At 72.6% G+C, this 15,574-nt stretch carries 13 protein-coding genes; 6 read left to right on the plus strand and 7 right to left on the minus strand.

Features of this window, described 5'->3' with window-relative positions; all coding sequences use genetic code 11:
* Positions 1–865: AAA family ATPase (locus ABZ914_RS16310; RefSeq protein ID WP_500193701.1), on the minus strand; the 865-nt coding region annotated here is incomplete at its 3' end.
* Positions 866–1,115: 250 nt separating this feature from the next.
* Here ABZ914_RS16310 and ABZ914_RS16315 point away from each other — a divergent pair.
* On the plus strand, positions 1,116–2,984 hold the full coding sequence (locus tag ABZ914_RS16315; RefSeq protein WP_500193702.1) for a multicopper oxidase family protein: 1,869 nt from the start codon (positions 1,116–1,118) through the stop codon (positions 2,982–2,984).
* Positions 2,985–3,008: 24 nt separating this feature from the next.
* Here the strand turns inward: ABZ914_RS16315 and ABZ914_RS16320 are convergent, their stop codons facing one another.
* On the minus strand, positions 3,009–4,454 hold the full coding sequence (locus ABZ914_RS16320; RefSeq protein ID WP_500193703.1) for an NDP-hexose 2,3-dehydratase family protein: 1,446 nt from the start codon (positions 4,452–4,454) through the stop codon (positions 3,009–3,011).
* Positions 4,455–4,651: 197 nt separating this feature from the next.
* On the opposite strand from ABZ914_RS16320, the gene ABZ914_RS16325 reads away from it, so the two are divergent.
* Positions 4,652–5,683: a Gfo/Idh/MocA family protein gene (locus tag ABZ914_RS16325; RefSeq protein ID WP_500193704.1), complete on the plus strand. Its 1,032-nt coding sequence runs from the start codon at positions 4,652–4,654 to the stop codon at positions 5,681–5,683.
* On the opposite strand, the gene rfbB is transcribed toward ABZ914_RS16325, so the two are convergent.
* Complete coding sequence (gene rfbB, locus ABZ914_RS16330; RefSeq protein WP_500193705.1) at positions 5,637–6,602, minus strand: dTDP-glucose 4,6-dehydratase; 966 nt, start codon at positions 6,600–6,602, stop codon at positions 5,637–5,639. The two genes, ABZ914_RS16325 and rfbB, sit on opposite strands and share 47 nt — an antisense overlap.
* Positions 6,599–7,663, minus strand: a complete 1,065-nt coding sequence (locus ABZ914_RS16335; protein ID WP_500193706.1) for a glucose-1-phosphate thymidylyltransferase — start codon at positions 7,661–7,663, stop codon at positions 6,599–6,601. The genes rfbB and ABZ914_RS16335 overlap by 4 nt, the downstream gene beginning before the upstream one ends.
* A 178-nt stretch (positions 7,664–7,841) precedes the next feature.
* Here ABZ914_RS16335 and ABZ914_RS16340 point away from each other — a divergent pair, with 178 nt between their 5' ends.
* Both ABZ914_RS16340 and ABZ914_RS16345 read left to right on the plus strand, forming a co-directional pair.
* Entirely contained in the window at positions 7,842–8,831 is a 990-nt protein-coding gene (locus ABZ914_RS16340; protein ID WP_500193707.1) for a glutathione S-transferase C-terminal domain-containing protein, read from the plus strand.
* Between the two features lie 60 nt (positions 8,832–8,891).
* A complete protein-coding gene (locus ABZ914_RS16345; protein WP_500193722.1) occupies positions 8,892–10,256 on the plus strand; it encodes a nucleotide disphospho-sugar-binding domain-containing protein in 1,365 nt (454 codons plus the stop codon).
* On the opposite strand, the gene ABZ914_RS16350 is transcribed toward ABZ914_RS16345, so the two are convergent.
* A complete protein-coding gene (locus ABZ914_RS16350; protein WP_433153636.1) occupies positions 10,190–10,588 on the minus strand; it encodes a Dabb family protein in 399 nt (132 codons plus the stop codon). The genes ABZ914_RS16345 and ABZ914_RS16350 overlap by 67 nt on opposite strands.
* A gap of 124 nt (positions 10,589–10,712) precedes the next feature.
* Here ABZ914_RS16350 and ABZ914_RS16355 point away from each other — a divergent pair, with 124 nt between their 5' ends.
* Positions 10,713–11,654, plus strand: coding sequence for an AraC family transcriptional regulator (locus ABZ914_RS16355; protein WP_500193708.1), 942 nt, complete (start codon positions 10,713–10,715; stop codon positions 11,652–11,654).
* Between the two features lie 35 nt (positions 11,655–11,689).
* Here the strand turns inward: ABZ914_RS16355 and ABZ914_RS16360 are convergent, their stop codons facing one another.
* Both ABZ914_RS16360 and ABZ914_RS16365 read right to left on the minus strand, forming a co-directional pair.
* Entirely contained in the window at positions 11,690–12,937 is a 1,248-nt protein-coding gene (locus tag ABZ914_RS16360) for a PucR family transcriptional regulator (RefSeq protein WP_500193709.1), read from the minus strand.
* Positions 12,934–13,560: a TetR/AcrR family transcriptional regulator gene (locus tag ABZ914_RS16365; RefSeq protein WP_500193710.1), complete on the minus strand. Its 627-nt coding sequence runs from the start codon at positions 13,558–13,560 to the stop codon at positions 12,934–12,936. The genes ABZ914_RS16360 and ABZ914_RS16365 overlap by 4 nt, the downstream gene beginning before the upstream one ends.
* Positions 13,561–13,738: 178 nt before the next feature.
* Between ABZ914_RS16365 and ABZ914_RS16370 the strand changes: the two genes are divergently transcribed.
* Positions 13,739–15,355, plus strand: a complete 1,617-nt coding sequence (locus ABZ914_RS16370) for a carboxylesterase/lipase family protein (protein WP_500193711.1) — start codon at positions 13,739–13,741, stop codon at positions 15,353–15,355.
* Positions 15,356–15,574: the final 219 nt, after the last annotated feature.

The raw sequence follows: 15,574 nt of genomic DNA on the forward strand, positions 1-15,574 counted from the left end.
GCCGCCACAGCTCGGCCGGCCCGGCGTCCTCGCCCATGACCGCCAGCGCCCGCGCCACCGCCGGTGTCGCGGGATCGCCCCGGTGCAGGCAGCCGAGGAACGCCAGCCCGTACCCCTCCGCGCGGGGAGCGCCGGCGGCCCTGACGTCCTCGGCCAGCGCGTCCAGCAGCAGCGGGTTGCCGCCGCTGATCGCGTGCAGGTCCGCCGCCGGGGCCGGCGGGGCGCCGGAAGGGCCGGACGCCGCGCGGGCGGTCCCGGCGGGCGACAGCGGTCCCACCCGCAGCCGGTGCAGCTCCGGCCTGCGGAACAGCTCCGCCAGGAACGTCAGGTGCCGCGGCCGCGGGACCGGCTCGTCGGCGAGCACGACCAGGACGGGCGCCGACGCCAGCCGCCGGACCAGGTGGAGCAGGAGGTGCAGGGACGGGACGTCCGCGTAGCGCAGGTCGTCCACGGTGATCAGGAGCGGCTCGCGCTCGGCGTGCCCGAGCAGGGCCAACACGAGCTCGTGGTGCGTGCGCACCGCGTGCGGCGACGCGGGGCCGGCGCCGTCCGGGCCGTCCGCCGTCGCCGCGAGCCGTTCCAGGAGGCGGCCGGACGGATCGTCCGGGTCCTCCGGCCGGGGCACGTCCCGCAGGAGCTGGCCGGCGACGCCGTAGGGGAGCTCTTGTTCGGCGGGGGAGCAGGAGGCGCGCAGACACCGGAATCCGGACCGTTCGGCGCGTTCGGCGAGCCCGCGCAGCAGCGCGGTCCGGCCGGTGCCGATCGGCCCCTCGAGGAGCGCGACCCGGCCGCGGCGCGCCGTGCAGTCCGCGAGCAGGCTGTCGAGTTGCTGGATCTGTTCGTCTCGTTCCACCAGTGCGACCACGGATCCGATGATCGAAGACGCCCGCCCACTGCCCGGCAATCGCGCGCCTATCGGATGACCGAATCCGGGGGTGGGACGCCGGCCGACCCGCTCCGGTTCACCCGTGACGCGCACGTTCTTCCACTGTCGGGGCCGCCGTAAACCCGAGAGGCCGGCGCGCGAACCCCTGAATATCGGCCCGCCGATGGAGCCGGCGCCGGCGCGGGCGAAGGATCGGCTGCGCCGCCCATGCCCGCAGAGGAGTCCCCCCATGCCCAGCCGCCGTCAGTTCATCGCCGGATCGGCCGCCGGTATCGGCGTGGCCGTCACCGTCCAGGCGAACCTGTCCGCGTTAGCCGCCGCCTCCCGGGTGTTCCGCGGGGCTCCCGCCGACCTCGCCAAGTTCGCCGACCCGCTGCCCATCCCGGCGGTACTGAAGCCCGACACCGCGCTGACCCTCCGGCAGCGCGCCGGCACCGTGAAGCTGCACTCGCAACTGCCCGACACGCCCGTCTGGGGCTACGAAGGCGCCTACCCAGGGCCGGTCATCGACGTGCGGCGCGGCCGGCGCGTCAAGGTGAGCTGGCAGAACCGCATCCAGGGCAAGTTCCCGGTGACCGCCGTCGAGGTCCCCTTCACCGGGCTCGACTCGATCCTCAGCCCCGGGCGCGGCGGCGCCGAGCCGCTTCCCGACGTCGCCGACCTCGCCCCGTGGGTGGTCACCCACCTGCACGGCGGCGAGATCAGCGGCGACAGCGACGGCTGGCCCAAGAACGGGATCTCCTACGGCCAGGCCCAGGCCGCCGAGTACCCCAACGCCCAGCGGGCCGCGACGCTCTGGTACCACGACCACGCGATGGACATCACCGCCTTCAACGTGTTCGCCGGCCTGTCGGGCCTCTACCTCGTGCGCGACTCCGAGGAGAGCGCCCTGGGGCTGCCGTCCGGCGCCTACGAGATCCCGCTGATCATCGCGGACCGCAACCTCGACACCGACGCCGACGACGCCTTCAACGGGCGGCTGCTGCACAAGGTCGGCTACTACGACACCAACGGCCGGCGGATCTCGCTGCCGTTCGCCGGCCCCTACAACCTCGTCAACGGGAAGATCTGGCCGTACCTCAACGTGGAGCCGCGCTGGTACCGGTTCCGCGTCCTGAACGGCGCGAACGGGCGCACCTACACGCTGGAGCTGAGCAAGGAGAACGCCGACGGCACCAGCACGCCGGTGACCGGCGCGCTCGTCCAGATCGGCACCGAGCAGGGGCTGCTCGGCGCCCCGACCAAGCTGGACCGGCTCACGCTGTCGCCGGCCGAACGCGCCGACATCCTGATCGACTTCTCCGCGTTCAAGGGGGCGCGGCTCCGGCTGTCCAACACCGACACCGTCACCTCGCCGCTCGGCCCGGAGGTCATGCAGTTCCGGGTCGGCGGCACGGCCGTGACCGACCCGTTCACCCTGCCGGCCAAGCTGTCGCCCACGTTCACCCGGCTGACCGCGGCGAAGGTCCCGGCCGGCTACACCGAGCGGTACGTCGCGACCGCCACCCATGACGGCACGAGCAGCGGCCACCCCGAGATGTGGGAGCTGGCCGAGACGCCCGCCGGCTACGTCCCGCAGAAGGGCGACCGCATCGTCACCATCGTCAAGGACGGCAAGAGCACCACCTACCGGAAGGCGGCGAGCACCTTCGACGAGGCGGTGACGTTCCACGTCTCCCTCGACGGCTGGGAGGTCTGGAACTTCATCGACCTCGCCGGGCCGAACCACCCGATGCACATCCACCTGGTGTCGTTCCAGGCCCTGGCCCGCGACACCTACACGGTCGCCGTGACGTCCGACACCGCCAACGACATCTACACCTACACCGCCACCTACAGCGCTCCGAAGGGCCTCGGGCCCGACGAGCAGGGGTGGAAGGACACGATCCGCATGGACGAGCACGAGCACGTGGCGGTCGCCGGGCGGTTCCACGGCGGGACGGGGAACTACGTGTACCACTGCCACATCCTCGAACACGAGGACCACGGCATGATGCGCCCGTTCGTCGTGGCGCCCAAGACGGTCCAGACCGCGATGGCGGCCAAGATGCGGGCGGCGGCCCGGCCCGCCTCGCCCCTCGGCCACCACCACGGCTGACCGCCCGGGCGGGCCGGCCCGGCGTCAGTCCGGCCGGCCCGCCAGGCTGTGCAGGCAGGCGACCAGGCTGCGGGCCTCGACGTTGACGTAGTGGCTGTGGCGCAGCAGCCCGACGAGCTGGTGGAGGGTCAGCCACCGGTAGTCGGGGCCCGGATCGGGCGCGTACCCGGCGTCCACCTCGATGACCGTGTAGCGGTTGCGGGCGTGGTAGAACCGGCCGCCCTCCTCCGACAGCACGCTCGAGAACCGGACCCGCCCGGGCGGTGCGGACAGCACGTCGTCCAGGAAGGGCGGCCGCGCCGCGTCCGGCAGCCAGGTGTAGTTGCCGGGCGTGCACCGGACGGTCGGGCCGAGTTCGAGGACGTCGAGATAGCCGGGCTGGACGCCGGCGTGGACCAGCGCGTGCAGCACGCCGTCCACCTGCTTCACCAGGAACGCGTTGACGCCGACCCCGATCGGCTCCACCAGCGGCTGGTGCCAGTGGGAGACCTCGCGGTGCCCGCTCCGCACACTGGCCCCGATCACCCGGAAGAACAGTCCGGACTCGTGCTCGATGGCCTCCTCGCCGCGGTGCCACAGCCGGGCCTCGCGCAGCGGCACGCGGTGCGCCAGCACCTCGTGCCGGCTGCGGGACTCGGTGATCCAGCTCAGGATGTCGCCGATGCCGTGCAGCCCCGCGAACTCCTCGCTGCAGGAGCGCAGCACCGACCGCCGGAACTCCTGGTCGCCGGACGGGGAGGACGACGACAGCCCGACGCCCGAGAACGGCAGGCACGACAGCACCGTGCGGGCGTCCATGTTGACGACCGTGTCGTCCGCCAGCAGCCGGTGGAGCTGGCCGAGCGTCAGCCACGCGAAGCCCTCCAGCGGCTCCACCTCGTCGTCGGTCTCGACGATGATGTTGCGGTTGCGCTTCTGGAAGAACCAGGCCCCCTGCTCCGACTGGAGCACGTCGGCGATCACGCGGTGCCGGCGGGTGTCGCGGAAGTAGTCGAGATAGGGGACCGGGGCTCCCTGGTGCACCCGCATGTAGTTGCTGCGCGTCGCCTGCACGGTGGGCGAGATCTCCACGCCCTCGGGGTTGCCGGGCTCGTTCTTGGCCTGCATGAGGAAGTGCAGGACGCCGTCGATCTCCTTGGCCAGGATGCCGAGGATGCCGATCTCCGGTTGCAGCAGGATGGGCTGCGTCCACGCGGGGACCGCCGCGCCGGGGACCTCGGCCGCCAGGCCCGTCACCGTGAAGAACCGGCCGCTGTCGTGGCGGATGTCGCCGGTGGCGGGGTCGGTGCCCCAGCGCTCCAGCCGGTCCAGCGGCACCCGGTCGACCCGCGAGACGTCGCCGCGGCGGCGCTCGGCGAACCAGGCGCGGACCTGCTCCCCGGTCATGGCCCCGGCGGCCGCCCCGGCCGACTCGGCGATCCGCACGGCCCTCCGGTGGTCGGCCGTCAACGCCGTGATGATCCCCGACATCGCTCCTCCTGGAAATGGTCGCGGCAAGGATTCCAATATGCCGATGCCGGTCCATTCGCGGGTGCCGCGGAATAATTGACAGGGGGTGTTCAGGGGGGTCGTCCGGGGCCGATAATGCCATGTCAGGGGTAACGTCGCCGCCTGCCGTGCCTAGCCTCGTCCTGAATTGATGAGGTGGTCAAAGGAAAGGTGTGCCGGTGAATTCTGGACCGTTGAGAATCGGCGTCATCGGTTGCGCGGACATCGCCTGGAGGCGGGCGCTCCCCGCGCTGGCGGCCCATCCGGGCGTCCGGCTGACCGCGATCGCGAGCCGGGACCCGGCCAAGGCGGCGCGCTTCACCGGGCGGTTCGGCGGCGAGCCGGTGCACGGCTACGAGGCGCTGCTGGACCGCGCGGACGTCGACGCGGTGTACGTGCCGCTGCCCGTGCACCTGCACGCCGAGTGGGTCGGGCGGGCGCTCCGGTCCGGCCGCCACGTGCTGGCGGAGAAGCCGCTGACGGCGTCCGCGGCGGAGACCGAGGCGCTCGTCGCGCTCGCCGCCTCGCGCGGGCTGGCGCTGCTGGAGAACTTCATGTTCCTGTGCCACTCCCAGCACGCCCGGTTCCGCGACCTGGTCGCGCAGGGCGCCATCGGGGAGCCGCGCACGCTCACCGCCGAGTTCGCGTTCCCGCCGTCGGCCGACGGCCGCAACCTCTACGACCCGGGCCTCGGCGGAGGCGCGCTGGCGGAGGTCGGCGTCTACCCGCTGCGCGCCGCCCTCCTCCACCTCGGGACCGCTCTGGAAGTGCGCGGGGCGCACCTGCGGGTCGACGAGGCGCGCGGCGTGGATGTGGCGGGCGCGGCGCTGCTGGCCGACCCGTCCGGCCGCACCGCCCACCTGACCTGGGGCGTCGAGCATGCCTACCGGTCGCGGTACGCGCTGTGGGGGAGCGCGGGCCGGGCCGAGCTGACCTGGGCCTTCACCCCGTCGGCGGCGCACCGCCCGGTCGTGCGGATCGAACGCCAGGACCACGTCGAGGAGCTGACGCTCCCCGCCGAGGACCACTTCGCCGGCGCGGTCGCGTCCTTCGTCGACCGGGTCCGCGACGGCGTGCCCTCCGTCCTGGAGGGCGAGGCGGTGGTGGAGCAGGCGCGGCTGGTGGACCGGGTGCGCCGGCACGCCGCCGACGCGGGCGGGCCGGTCAGACCAGCGGTTCCCACCAGCGCCGGTTCTCCCGGTACCAGCTGACGGTCGCGGCCAGCCCCTCGGGGAAGGGGGTCTGCGGCTCGTAGCCCAGCTCCGCGCGGATCCTGGTGTCGTCGACCGCGTACCGCCGGTCGTGCCCCTTGCGGTCGGGGACGCGCTCGACCCTGTCCCAGCCCGTCCCGGTCGCTTCGAGGAGGAGGCCGGTGAGCTCCCGGTTCGTCAGGGACGTCCCGCCGCCGATGTTGTAGACCTCGCCCGGCGCCCCCTTGGTGCGCACCAGCTCCAGGGCGCGCGCGTGGTCGTCCACGTGCAGCCAGTCCCGCACGTTCAGGCCGTCGCCGTACAGCGGGACGCGCCCCCCGTCCAGCAGCCGCGTCACGAACAGCGGGATGATCTTCTCCGGGTGGTGGTACGGGCCGTAGTTGTTGGAGCAGCGCGTCACCCGCACGTCCAGCCCGTGGGTGCGGTGGTAGGACAGCGCGAGCAGGTCGGCGGCGGCCTTGGACGCCGCGTAGGGCGAGTTGGGGCTGAGCGGAGCGGTCTCCGGCGTCGCCCCCGCGTCCACCGACCCGTACACCTCGTCGGTGGACACGTGCACGAACGTCCGCAGACCCGAGCGGAGCGCCGCGTCCAGCAGCGTGCCCGTCCCGAGCACGTTGGTGCGCACGAACGCCGAGGCCGCCGCGATCGACCGGTCCACATGGGACTCGGCCGCGAAGTGCACGACCTCGTCGTGCTCGGCGACCAGCCGGCCCGCGAGCCCGGCGTCGCAGATGTCGCCGTGCACGAACCGGAAGTCCGGACGGCCCTCGACGGCGGCCAGGTTGGCGAGGTTCCCCGCGTAGGTGAGCGCGTCCAGCACCGTGACCGACACGTCCCCCGGGCCGTCGGGGCCGAGGAGGCGACGGACGTAGTGCGAGCCGATGAAGCCGGCGCCACCGGTGACCAGGATCCTCGTCATGCGATCCGCACCCGGCTGTAGTCGCCGAGGACGAGGCGGTGGGCGGCGCGGGTGCGCGCGGCGGGGGTGACCTCGACGGCGCGGCCCACCAGGGACGCCTCGATGGGCCGCACGCCCTGGATGGTGGACCCGTCGAGCACGATGGAGTACTCGATCTCGCTGTCCTCCACGCGGACGCCGTCGCCGATGGAGGTGAACGGCCCGATATAGGAGTCCACGATCCGGGCGCCGGTGCCGATGATCGCCGGGCCCACGATCCGGGTCCCCTTCACGATCGCGCCGGAGGCGATGCGCACCCGTCCGATGATCTCGGTGTCGCCGTCGACCTCGCCCTCGACGCCGTGCTCCAGCCCCTCCAGGACGGTGCGGTTGGCCTCCAGCATGTCGTCGACGTTCCCGGTGTCCTTCCAGTAACCCGTGATGACCGTCGACCGCACGTCCAGGCCGGCGTCCAGCAGCCACTGGACGGCGTCGGTGATCTCCAGTTCGCCCCGCGCGGACGGCGTGATGGCGCGGACGGCGCGGTGGATCGCGGGGCCGAACAGGTACACGCCCACGAGCGCCAGGTCGCTCTTCGGGCGCTGCGGCTTCTCCTCGATGCCGACGATCCGCCCGTCCGGCCCGAGTTCGGCGACGCCGAAGCGGCCCGGGTCGGGCACCTCGGTGAGCAGCAGCCGGGCGTCGGCCGGGCTCGCGCGGAACCCGGCGACGATGTCGGTGATGCCGCCGACGATGAAGTTGTCGCCGAGGAAGAGCAGGAAGTCCTCGTCGCCGAGGAAGTCGCGCGCGATGAGGACCCCGTGCGCCAGGCCGAGCGGCGCCTCCTGCCGCAGGTACGTGACGCGCAGGCCGAAGCGCGAGCCGTCGCCGACCGCCCGCCGGATCTCGGCTTCCGTCTCGCCGACGACGATGCCGACCTCGGTGATCCCGGCTTCGGCGATGGCCTCCAGCCCGTAGAAGAGGACCGGCTTGTTCCCGACGGGCACGAGCTGTTTCGCGGACGTGTGCGTGATGGGGCGCAGCCGTGTTCCGGACCCGCCCGAGAGGACCAGGGCTTTCATGGTGCCCATCGTCGGGTGAGGCGCCGATGCTCCGGCCCCTGACGTCCACCCCGGAACCCCTAGAAGGGCCGGCGCATTCCCCATTTAAACGGTAGGAACAATTGACTGCTCGTCCGGGCCGGTGATTCGCTACCACTGCTCCCGTTCCATCTTCTCGAACCCTTTGGAGGCCCGTCCGATGACCGCGACGACCGGTGGTGCCGTGTACGCCGACCCTGTGGACCTGGACAAGCACGGTGTCTACGGGGCGACCGCGCTGAAGGTGGAGAACGGCGGCTGGAACCGGCCGCGCTACCCGTTCCAGGGGCGCATCACCGCCGACGGCTCCAGCGGATACAAGGCCGAGCCAGGGCGCTACCACCTGTACGTCTCGCACCGCTGCCCCTGGGCGCACCGCACCGCGATCGTCCGGATCCTGAAGGGGCTGCAGGACGTCGTGTCGCTCTCGTATGTCGACGACGAGCGCGACGGGCGCGGCTGGGCGTTCCGGGAGAAGCGCGGCGCCGATCCGGTCAACGGCTTCCGGTTCCTGCGCGAGGCCTACGAGGCGACCGAGCCCGGCTACGAGGGGCACGTGTCGGTCCCCGTCCTGTGGGACCGCGAGACGGGCCGGATCGTCAGCAACAACTTCTTCGACATCACCATCGACCTCGGCACCCAGTTCGAGGCGTACGGCGACCCCGACGTCCACCTGTACCCCGAGGAGTTGCGCGGCGACATCGACGAGCTGAACGAGTACATCTACGTCAACTTCAACGACGGCAACTACCGGGTCGCCGGCGCCGCCTCCGACGAGGCCTACGCCGACCTGCGCGGCCGCGTGATCTCCGCCCTGGAGCGGCTCGACGAGCGGCTGTCCACCCGGCGCTTCCTGTTCGGCGACTCGGTCACCGAGTCCGACGTGCGCTTCTGGGTGACGCTGGCGCGGTTCGACCTCACCTACAACCCGTTCGCCAAGATCAGTGAGCGGCGGCTGGTCGACTTCCCGAACCTGTGGCCCTACGCCCGCGACCTCTACACGCTCCCCGCCTTCCGCGACACCACCGACTTCAGCGCCTTCACCCACCTCGGCCCGCCGTTCCTGGACCCGGCCGTCACCCGCATCGACGTCGAACCCCACCGGGCCGACTGGGACGAGCCGCAGGACCGCCACCGCCTCGCCGCATGAGCGTCGCCGGACGGACCCGACACCCCCGACGGGCGAACGGAGGAGCCTCGAGTGCGGGTCATGTTCACCGTGTCCTCACAGGCGACCCACTACTCCGCGATGGTCCCCCTCGGCTGGGCGCTGCAGGCGGCCGGCCACGAGGTGCGGGTCCTGTGCACGCCTGACCAGACGGCGGCGGTCGGCCGGACGGGCCTGCTCCCGGTGCCCGTGCTCGACGGCATGAAGGTCATCACGAGGCTCCGGTTGCAGGCCCACAGGGAGGCCGTCGAAGGGAAGCGGCCCTACCCGTGGCCGCCCCCGCACCCTCTCACCGGGGAACCCCTGAGGGATCTCGCCGAGTTCGACGCCGCCGGCTTCCAGAACGACATCGCCCCCGTTCTGGCGGAGCGGGCCGCGCGCGGCTTCGACGCGGCCGTCGCGTTCGCCCGCGCATGGCGGCCCGACCTGGTCCTTCACGATCCGGCCAGCCTGGAGGGGCTGTTGGCGGCCCGCGTCACGGGCGTGCCGGCGGCGCTGTGCCTGTGGGGCCCGGTCGGCACCCGCGAACCCGACCACATGCGCATCATCCCGACCGACCACAGCGGGTCCTTCCCGCGCCACGGCCTGGCCGAGTTCGACCCGGAGATGATCGAGCGCGTCCTCGACCCCTGCCCGCCGTCGCTGGCGCCCCCGACCACGGCCGAGCGCGTGCGCTTCGGCTACGTCCCCTTCAACGGGACCGCGCCGGTCCCGAGCTGGGCGATCGAACCGCCCGCGCCCGGCCGCCCGCGCGTCTGCGTGACGTGGTCGACGGCGCTGACCGCGACCGCGGGACCCGGCTCCTACCTGCTCCCGGCCATCCTCCGGGCGGTGGACGGCCTGGGCTGCGAGGTGATCGTCCTGGCCACCGCCGCTGACGCGGCCGCTCTCGGCCCCGTGCCGGACGGCGTCCGCGTCGCCGAGAACGTGCCTTTGCGGGCCGTCCTGCCGGGTGCCTCCGCCGTGATCCATCACGGCGGAAGCGGGAGCGCCATGACCGCGCTGTGGGCGGGCGTCCCGCAGCTGACCACCACGTTCGCCTCCGAGCAGGCGGCCACCGGCGGCCGGGTCGCCGCTGCCGGCGCGGGCCGCCACCTGCCCGGTCACGAGGCCGGCCCCGACGCGCTGCGGGCAGCCCTCCACGACCTCCTCACCGACACCGCGTACCGCGACGCCGCCGCCGGACTGCGCAAGGAGATGCTGGCCCAGCCGACCCCGGCCCAGCTCGTCGGCGCACTGGAGAACATCGCGGCACGGGGAGCCGGCACCGGTGGCGGGGCCGGCGGCGACCGAGCGGACGAGGCGGGCGACCGAGCGGCCGAGGCCGCGCCTGGTGCGCGTCAGGCGCGCACGGGCGGGGCGCCGCCGCCGGGGACCGTGCTGAGCAGGCGGTCCCATTCGGGATAGGCCGCCAGCTTCCTCCGGTGCATCGCGAAGATCTTGTCGTTGAGGTCGGGATCGGCGTCGTCCGACAGCCGGACCTGGGTGAGCCGCGACAGGTACGGCAGGATCTCGAAGTCGCCTTCGAGATGCACCGGGTCGTACATGTAGCGGTCGAGCGCGTCGAGGTCTTCCAGCGCGACGCAGTATCCGTGCGTATAGCCCTCCGCGGGGTCGCCCAGGTCCGCTCCGACGAACGAGAACGAGGTCGACTCCACCTGGGAGGTGCGCCTCATCGCGGCCAGCACGGACTCCTTCCGCTCGGGCGTGGTCCCCGCCTGGAAACTGAAACGCAGCATGAGCACGATCACTTGGGCTGTCCCTTCGCTGATGTGATCACGACGGTAGGGCGATCGCGCGAGACGACCAATGCGCCATGGTCTCGTTCTCATACGTCATCGTCTTTCCGGCTAGCCTCACCGTGTGGACGTGCTGAGCGACGTGATCGCCGTCATGCGCACCGGGGACCCCCGTTCCGCCCGCGTGGAACGGCATGCGCCCTGGGGGCAGCGGTTCCGGATCCCGCCCGGAACCGCCGGCTTCGAAGTCGTGCTCGCCGGGTCCTACTGGTTGATCCCGCCGGACGGCGACCCGGTGGCGCTCGGCGCCGGGGACGTGCTGTTCCTTCCGCGCGGAGGCGAGTACGGCCTGACCGACGCCCCCACCGCGCGATTCGTCGATCTCCCGTCCCCGCCGCCGGACCATCGGGCGCCCACCGGCCACGACGCTTCCGTCCGGCCGAGCGCGGTGGTGCTGTGCGGCGCCTACCAGCTCGACGCCGACCGCGGGCACCCCCTGTTGGAGGAACTGCCGGGCATCGTCCACATCCCCGCCGGCGTCGGCCGTCACTCCCGGCTGCGCGCCGCGGTCGACCTGCTCGGCGCCGAACTGCAGGAGCCCCGCCAGGGCACCGCCGCGGTGGTGCCCTCGCTTCTGGACACACTGCTCGTCTACGTCCTGCGCACCTGGCTCGACGAGCAGCCGGCATGCGGCGGGACGGCCGGATGGGCCGCGGCCCTCGCCGACCCCTCGGTGAGCGCGGCGCTCGACGCGATCCATGACGATCCCGCCCAGCCCTGGACCGTCGCGGAACTGGCCGCCCGCGCGGGGCTGTCACGGGCGGCGTTCGCCCGGCGTTTCACCTCGCTCGTCGGCCGGCCACCGCTGGCGTACGTGACCTGGTGGCGCCTGACCGTGGCGGCCCGGATGCTCCGCGATTCCGACTCGCCGCTCAGCGCGGTGGCCGAACGCGTCGGCTACGGCTCCGAATACGCCTTCGCGAACGCCTTCAAACGCGCGTTCACCGTCCCGCCGGGCCAGTACCGCCGCAAGCCCGCGCTTCACGCTTCGCCGTCACCCCGCTGACCGTCCCAGAGCCGCGCTGTCGCGGCCGAAGGACTTCAGTCGGTTCTCTGCAGGCTCGTCGCGGGGCGGGGGAGCAGCCGGTGCGCGCGAATGGCGAGTTCCATCTCGAACCGCCATGCCGGGTCGTGGAGCCGGTCTCCGAACAGCTCGTCGAGGCGGCGCATGCGGTAGCGGACGGTCTGCGGATGCAGGTTGAGCCGGACGGCGGCCTGCGCCTGGGAACCCGTGCTCAGCCAGGCCAGCAGGGTCTCGAGAAGCCGTCGCCGTGGTTCGGGTTCGAGCCGCTCCAACGCGGCCATGCGGCGTTCCACCAGCCGGCGTGTCAGGTGCTCGTCGTTGAGCAGGAGCAGGGTGGAGAGGTGGTCGTCGCAGCAGACGTGGTCGGCGCCGCGGAAGGCCCCTTGGCGGAGAAGCGACAGAGCGTGTTCCGCGGTCCGCAACGACTGCGTCGCCTCGGCCACGCCGACCCGGGTGCCGACGGCGAAACGCATCCCTTGGAGCCCGCGGCGCAGCCGGTCGATCCGGCCGGGGCGGTCCGGATCGGGGAGGATCAGGCGGGGTTCGGGGTGGCGGAGGTCGCTGAGCACGTCGGGTTCGAGGGCCGGGGACAGCCGCTCGCCGGTGTCCCACGTCCGGTCGAGGACGACGCAGGCGATCGATCGCGGGACGGTCCATCGTGCCGCGTTCGCCGCCCGCGACAGAACGTTCGGGGAGAGGGCTCCGGGCTCGGCCAGGATGACCCGCAGCAGGCGCTCCCGGTTCCTGCGCAGCGCCTCGGCGCCGTCTTCGGACAGTTCCGCGTGGGAGGCGAGCGCATGGCCGCAGAGGTCTTCGGCGGAGGCGAGGACCGCCTCGGTCGCACGGTAGAGCTGGTCGGCGGTCGCGCCGGACCGCCGGAGGGCCTCGGCCAGCCGGCGCCAGGCGAACCGTGCGCCGGCCTGGTAGGCGCTTTGCAGCAGGACCGCCCCGACGCCGTGGAGGTAGGCGCTTCGTCCCAGGGCGCGGTGCATCCTCGCCCGCTCTTCGGGGGATCGCGACGGGTCCGCGATGTTCCTGACGAACGCCCGCAGCCTCCGGTCGATGGAGGACGGGGCGTCGTGCTCGGAGGAGCGCGGCGAAGCCCGGGCGATCTCCGGGATGGACCGCCAGACGTCCTCCAGCACCCTCTCCGGCAGATCCGGCAGCCGGGACTGGAAGTACAGCGCGAGCGACTGCTCTTCGAGGCCGTCGCCGACCTGGTCGGAAGGTGGAGATGTCGACGCGGGCGGTAAGGATTCGTTCATCTGCCGTGCTCCTCGCCGGCCGCGAGGGACGGCCCGATCGCCCCGATGACGGCGGACACCGTTCGCACCAGCCGATCGGCGAACCCTTCGACGTCGAGGGGGTCGTCGCCTTCCACGACCCAGGTGTTGATCAGGGTCGCCCAGCCGCCGGTGAGGAAGGCCGCGAGATCCTCGATCTCCTGCGGCGCGAGTCCCTGGCCCCACAGGAGCCGGACGGCGTCCCGGTTGTGCGGCAGGAAGAACCGGGTCAGCGCCTGGTTGACCCCGAAGGCGCAGGAGCTGGTCAGGATCGCCCGGTAGAACGGCCGGTGGTCCGCGAAATGCCCGACCACGGCGACCGCCGCGGCGCGCAGGTCGGGGCTGCCCGGCAGATCGGACAGTCCCGGCAGCAGCTCCCGGCGCAGCAGGTCGAGCGCGGCCTCCAGCAGCAGCACGTCGCGGCTGCCGAACTGCTGGTACACCACCTGCCGGCTCACGTCCGCGGCCTCGGCGATCTCCGAGAGCGGGACGGCCGCCGTCCCGCGGGCGGACACCAGCCCGATCGCGGCGCCGATGAGGGAGGACCTCGACCGGCGCACCCGGCGGTCCAGGGCGGGGGCGATCGACGCCGGCTCGGCTTCCACGCCGACGATAATGGACAACTGTCAATAAAAAGGCAAGTGTCCACTCAAGATGCCAGGTCAGCGCGGTCGACTGTCACGAACGCGACAACCCGGGCGCCTCCCGCACTCGGATTCGCGCGTGGCCGCCCGTCCGCGGCGCCGCCTATGGTCGGCGGACCCGTGGATCAGGAGTGTGATCATGAGACCGTTCCGCCGGCGCCCTGGAACGACCACCCTTTCCGCCAGCGCGCTCTCCGTGCTGCTCGCGGCGGTGGTCGTCAGCCCCGCGTCCGCATCGGCGACGTCCCCCGGCCAGGGCCCGGTGGTCCGTGTCGTGGGCGGCGCGGTGCGCGGCAAGGCCGATGCCGCCGGCCGGACCTTCCTCGGCATCCCGTACGCGGCGCCCCCCACGGGCGCGCGGCGGTTCAGGCCACCGGCCCCGCCCCGGGCGTGGTCGGGCGTCCGAGACGCCACCGAACAGGGGCCGCTGTGCCCGCAGTCGGTCCCGCTGGGAAGCACCAGTGAGGACTGCCTCTACCTCAACGTCTACGCGCCGCCCGGCGCCGTCCACCGCGATCTGCCGGTGATGGTGTGGATCCATGGCGGCGCCTACATCCTCGGATCGGGCGCGGGCTACGACCCCGCACCGCTCGTGGCCACGGGCCAGGTCATCGTCGTGTCGATGAACTACCGGCTCGGGCCTCTCGGGTTCATGGCGCTGCCCGGGCTCGCGGACGAGTCCGGGACGACCGGGAACTACGGGCTCCTCGACCAGCAGGCGGCCCTGCGCTGGGTGCGCGCCAACATCGGCGCCTTCGGCGGCGACGCCCGCAACGTCACGGTCTTCGGCGAATCCGCGGGCGGCCACAGCGTCTGCATGCAGCTGATCTCACCGAGCGCGCGGGGGCTGTTCGACAAGGCGATCTCCGAAAGCGGGGGATGCATCGGCACGCCACTGGGACCGCGGCCCCTGAAGAAGGCTTACCGCACCGGCCGGCGGTTCGCGGACTCCCTGGGCTGCACCGACCCGCGCACGGTCGTCACGTGCCTGCGCGGCCGGCCCGCGAACAAGCTCGTCGGCGACTTCGGTGGCCTGTTCAGGCTGGACGACCCCGACTGGGAGCCCGTGATCGACGGCAGCGCGGTCGCCGAGGACACCGCGTCGGCGATCGAGGCCGGCCGGTATCACCGGGTGCCGCTCATCGTCGGAAGCAACCAGGACGAAGGCCGGCTGTTCACGGCCCTCGGATACCACCTGCAGCGGTTCCGGCGCGCGAAGGCCGACGACCTGGACAGGGCGATCGACCTCAGGACGCCCGCGGCCGCCCGCGCGATGCGCGCCGCCTACCCGCCGGCCTCGGCCGACGACGCCGACCTCGCCCTGTCCGCCTACACCACCGACGGCCTCTTCGCCTGCCCGGCCCATTTCACCGCCCAGGCCGCGGCGGCGTCCCGCTCCCCGCGGGTCTACCAGTACGAATTCGCCGACCCCAAGCCGCCGCTGTCGGACCTCGACCCGCTGATGCCCCTGGGCGACTACCACTCGTCCGAACTGTTCTACCTCTTCAAGACCGTGCAGAGCCTCCCGCCAATGCCCGGCCTGAACACCGGTCAGCAACGGCTGTCGCAGCAGATGCTGAGCTACTGGACGACCTTCGCCAAGACCGGCGCTCCCAACGGCCCCAGCACTCCAGCCTGGCCGGCCCTCGCTCCCGGACGGTCACCCATACAGCGACTGACCTCCCAGGGAACCGGGCCGTTCACCACGTTCACCCGCGACCATCACTGCGACATCTGGGCCGGGGCCACCGGCTGAGAGCGCTGCGGCCTCATCGGAGGGGCACGACGATGCCTCCAGCGTGATAGCCGTTCTCGGCCTCGTCCAGCATGAGCGAGGCGAGCGAAGCGCGAGAGATCCTGGGCGGCAGCAAAGGGCGTCGCAGATCGGCGAGCGGCACGATGTGGCGGGTGGGGCTGATGGGCCCGCCGGGACCGACATCATCGAGCGGCAGGCGGCGGCCACCCCGCTCGGACG

Origin of the sequence: Spirillospora sp. NPDC046719, assembly GCF_040645715.1 — a bacterium.
In the GTDB taxonomy this organism is placed as follows: domain Bacteria; phylum Actinomycetota; class Actinomycetes; order Streptosporangiales; family Streptosporangiaceae; genus Spirillospora.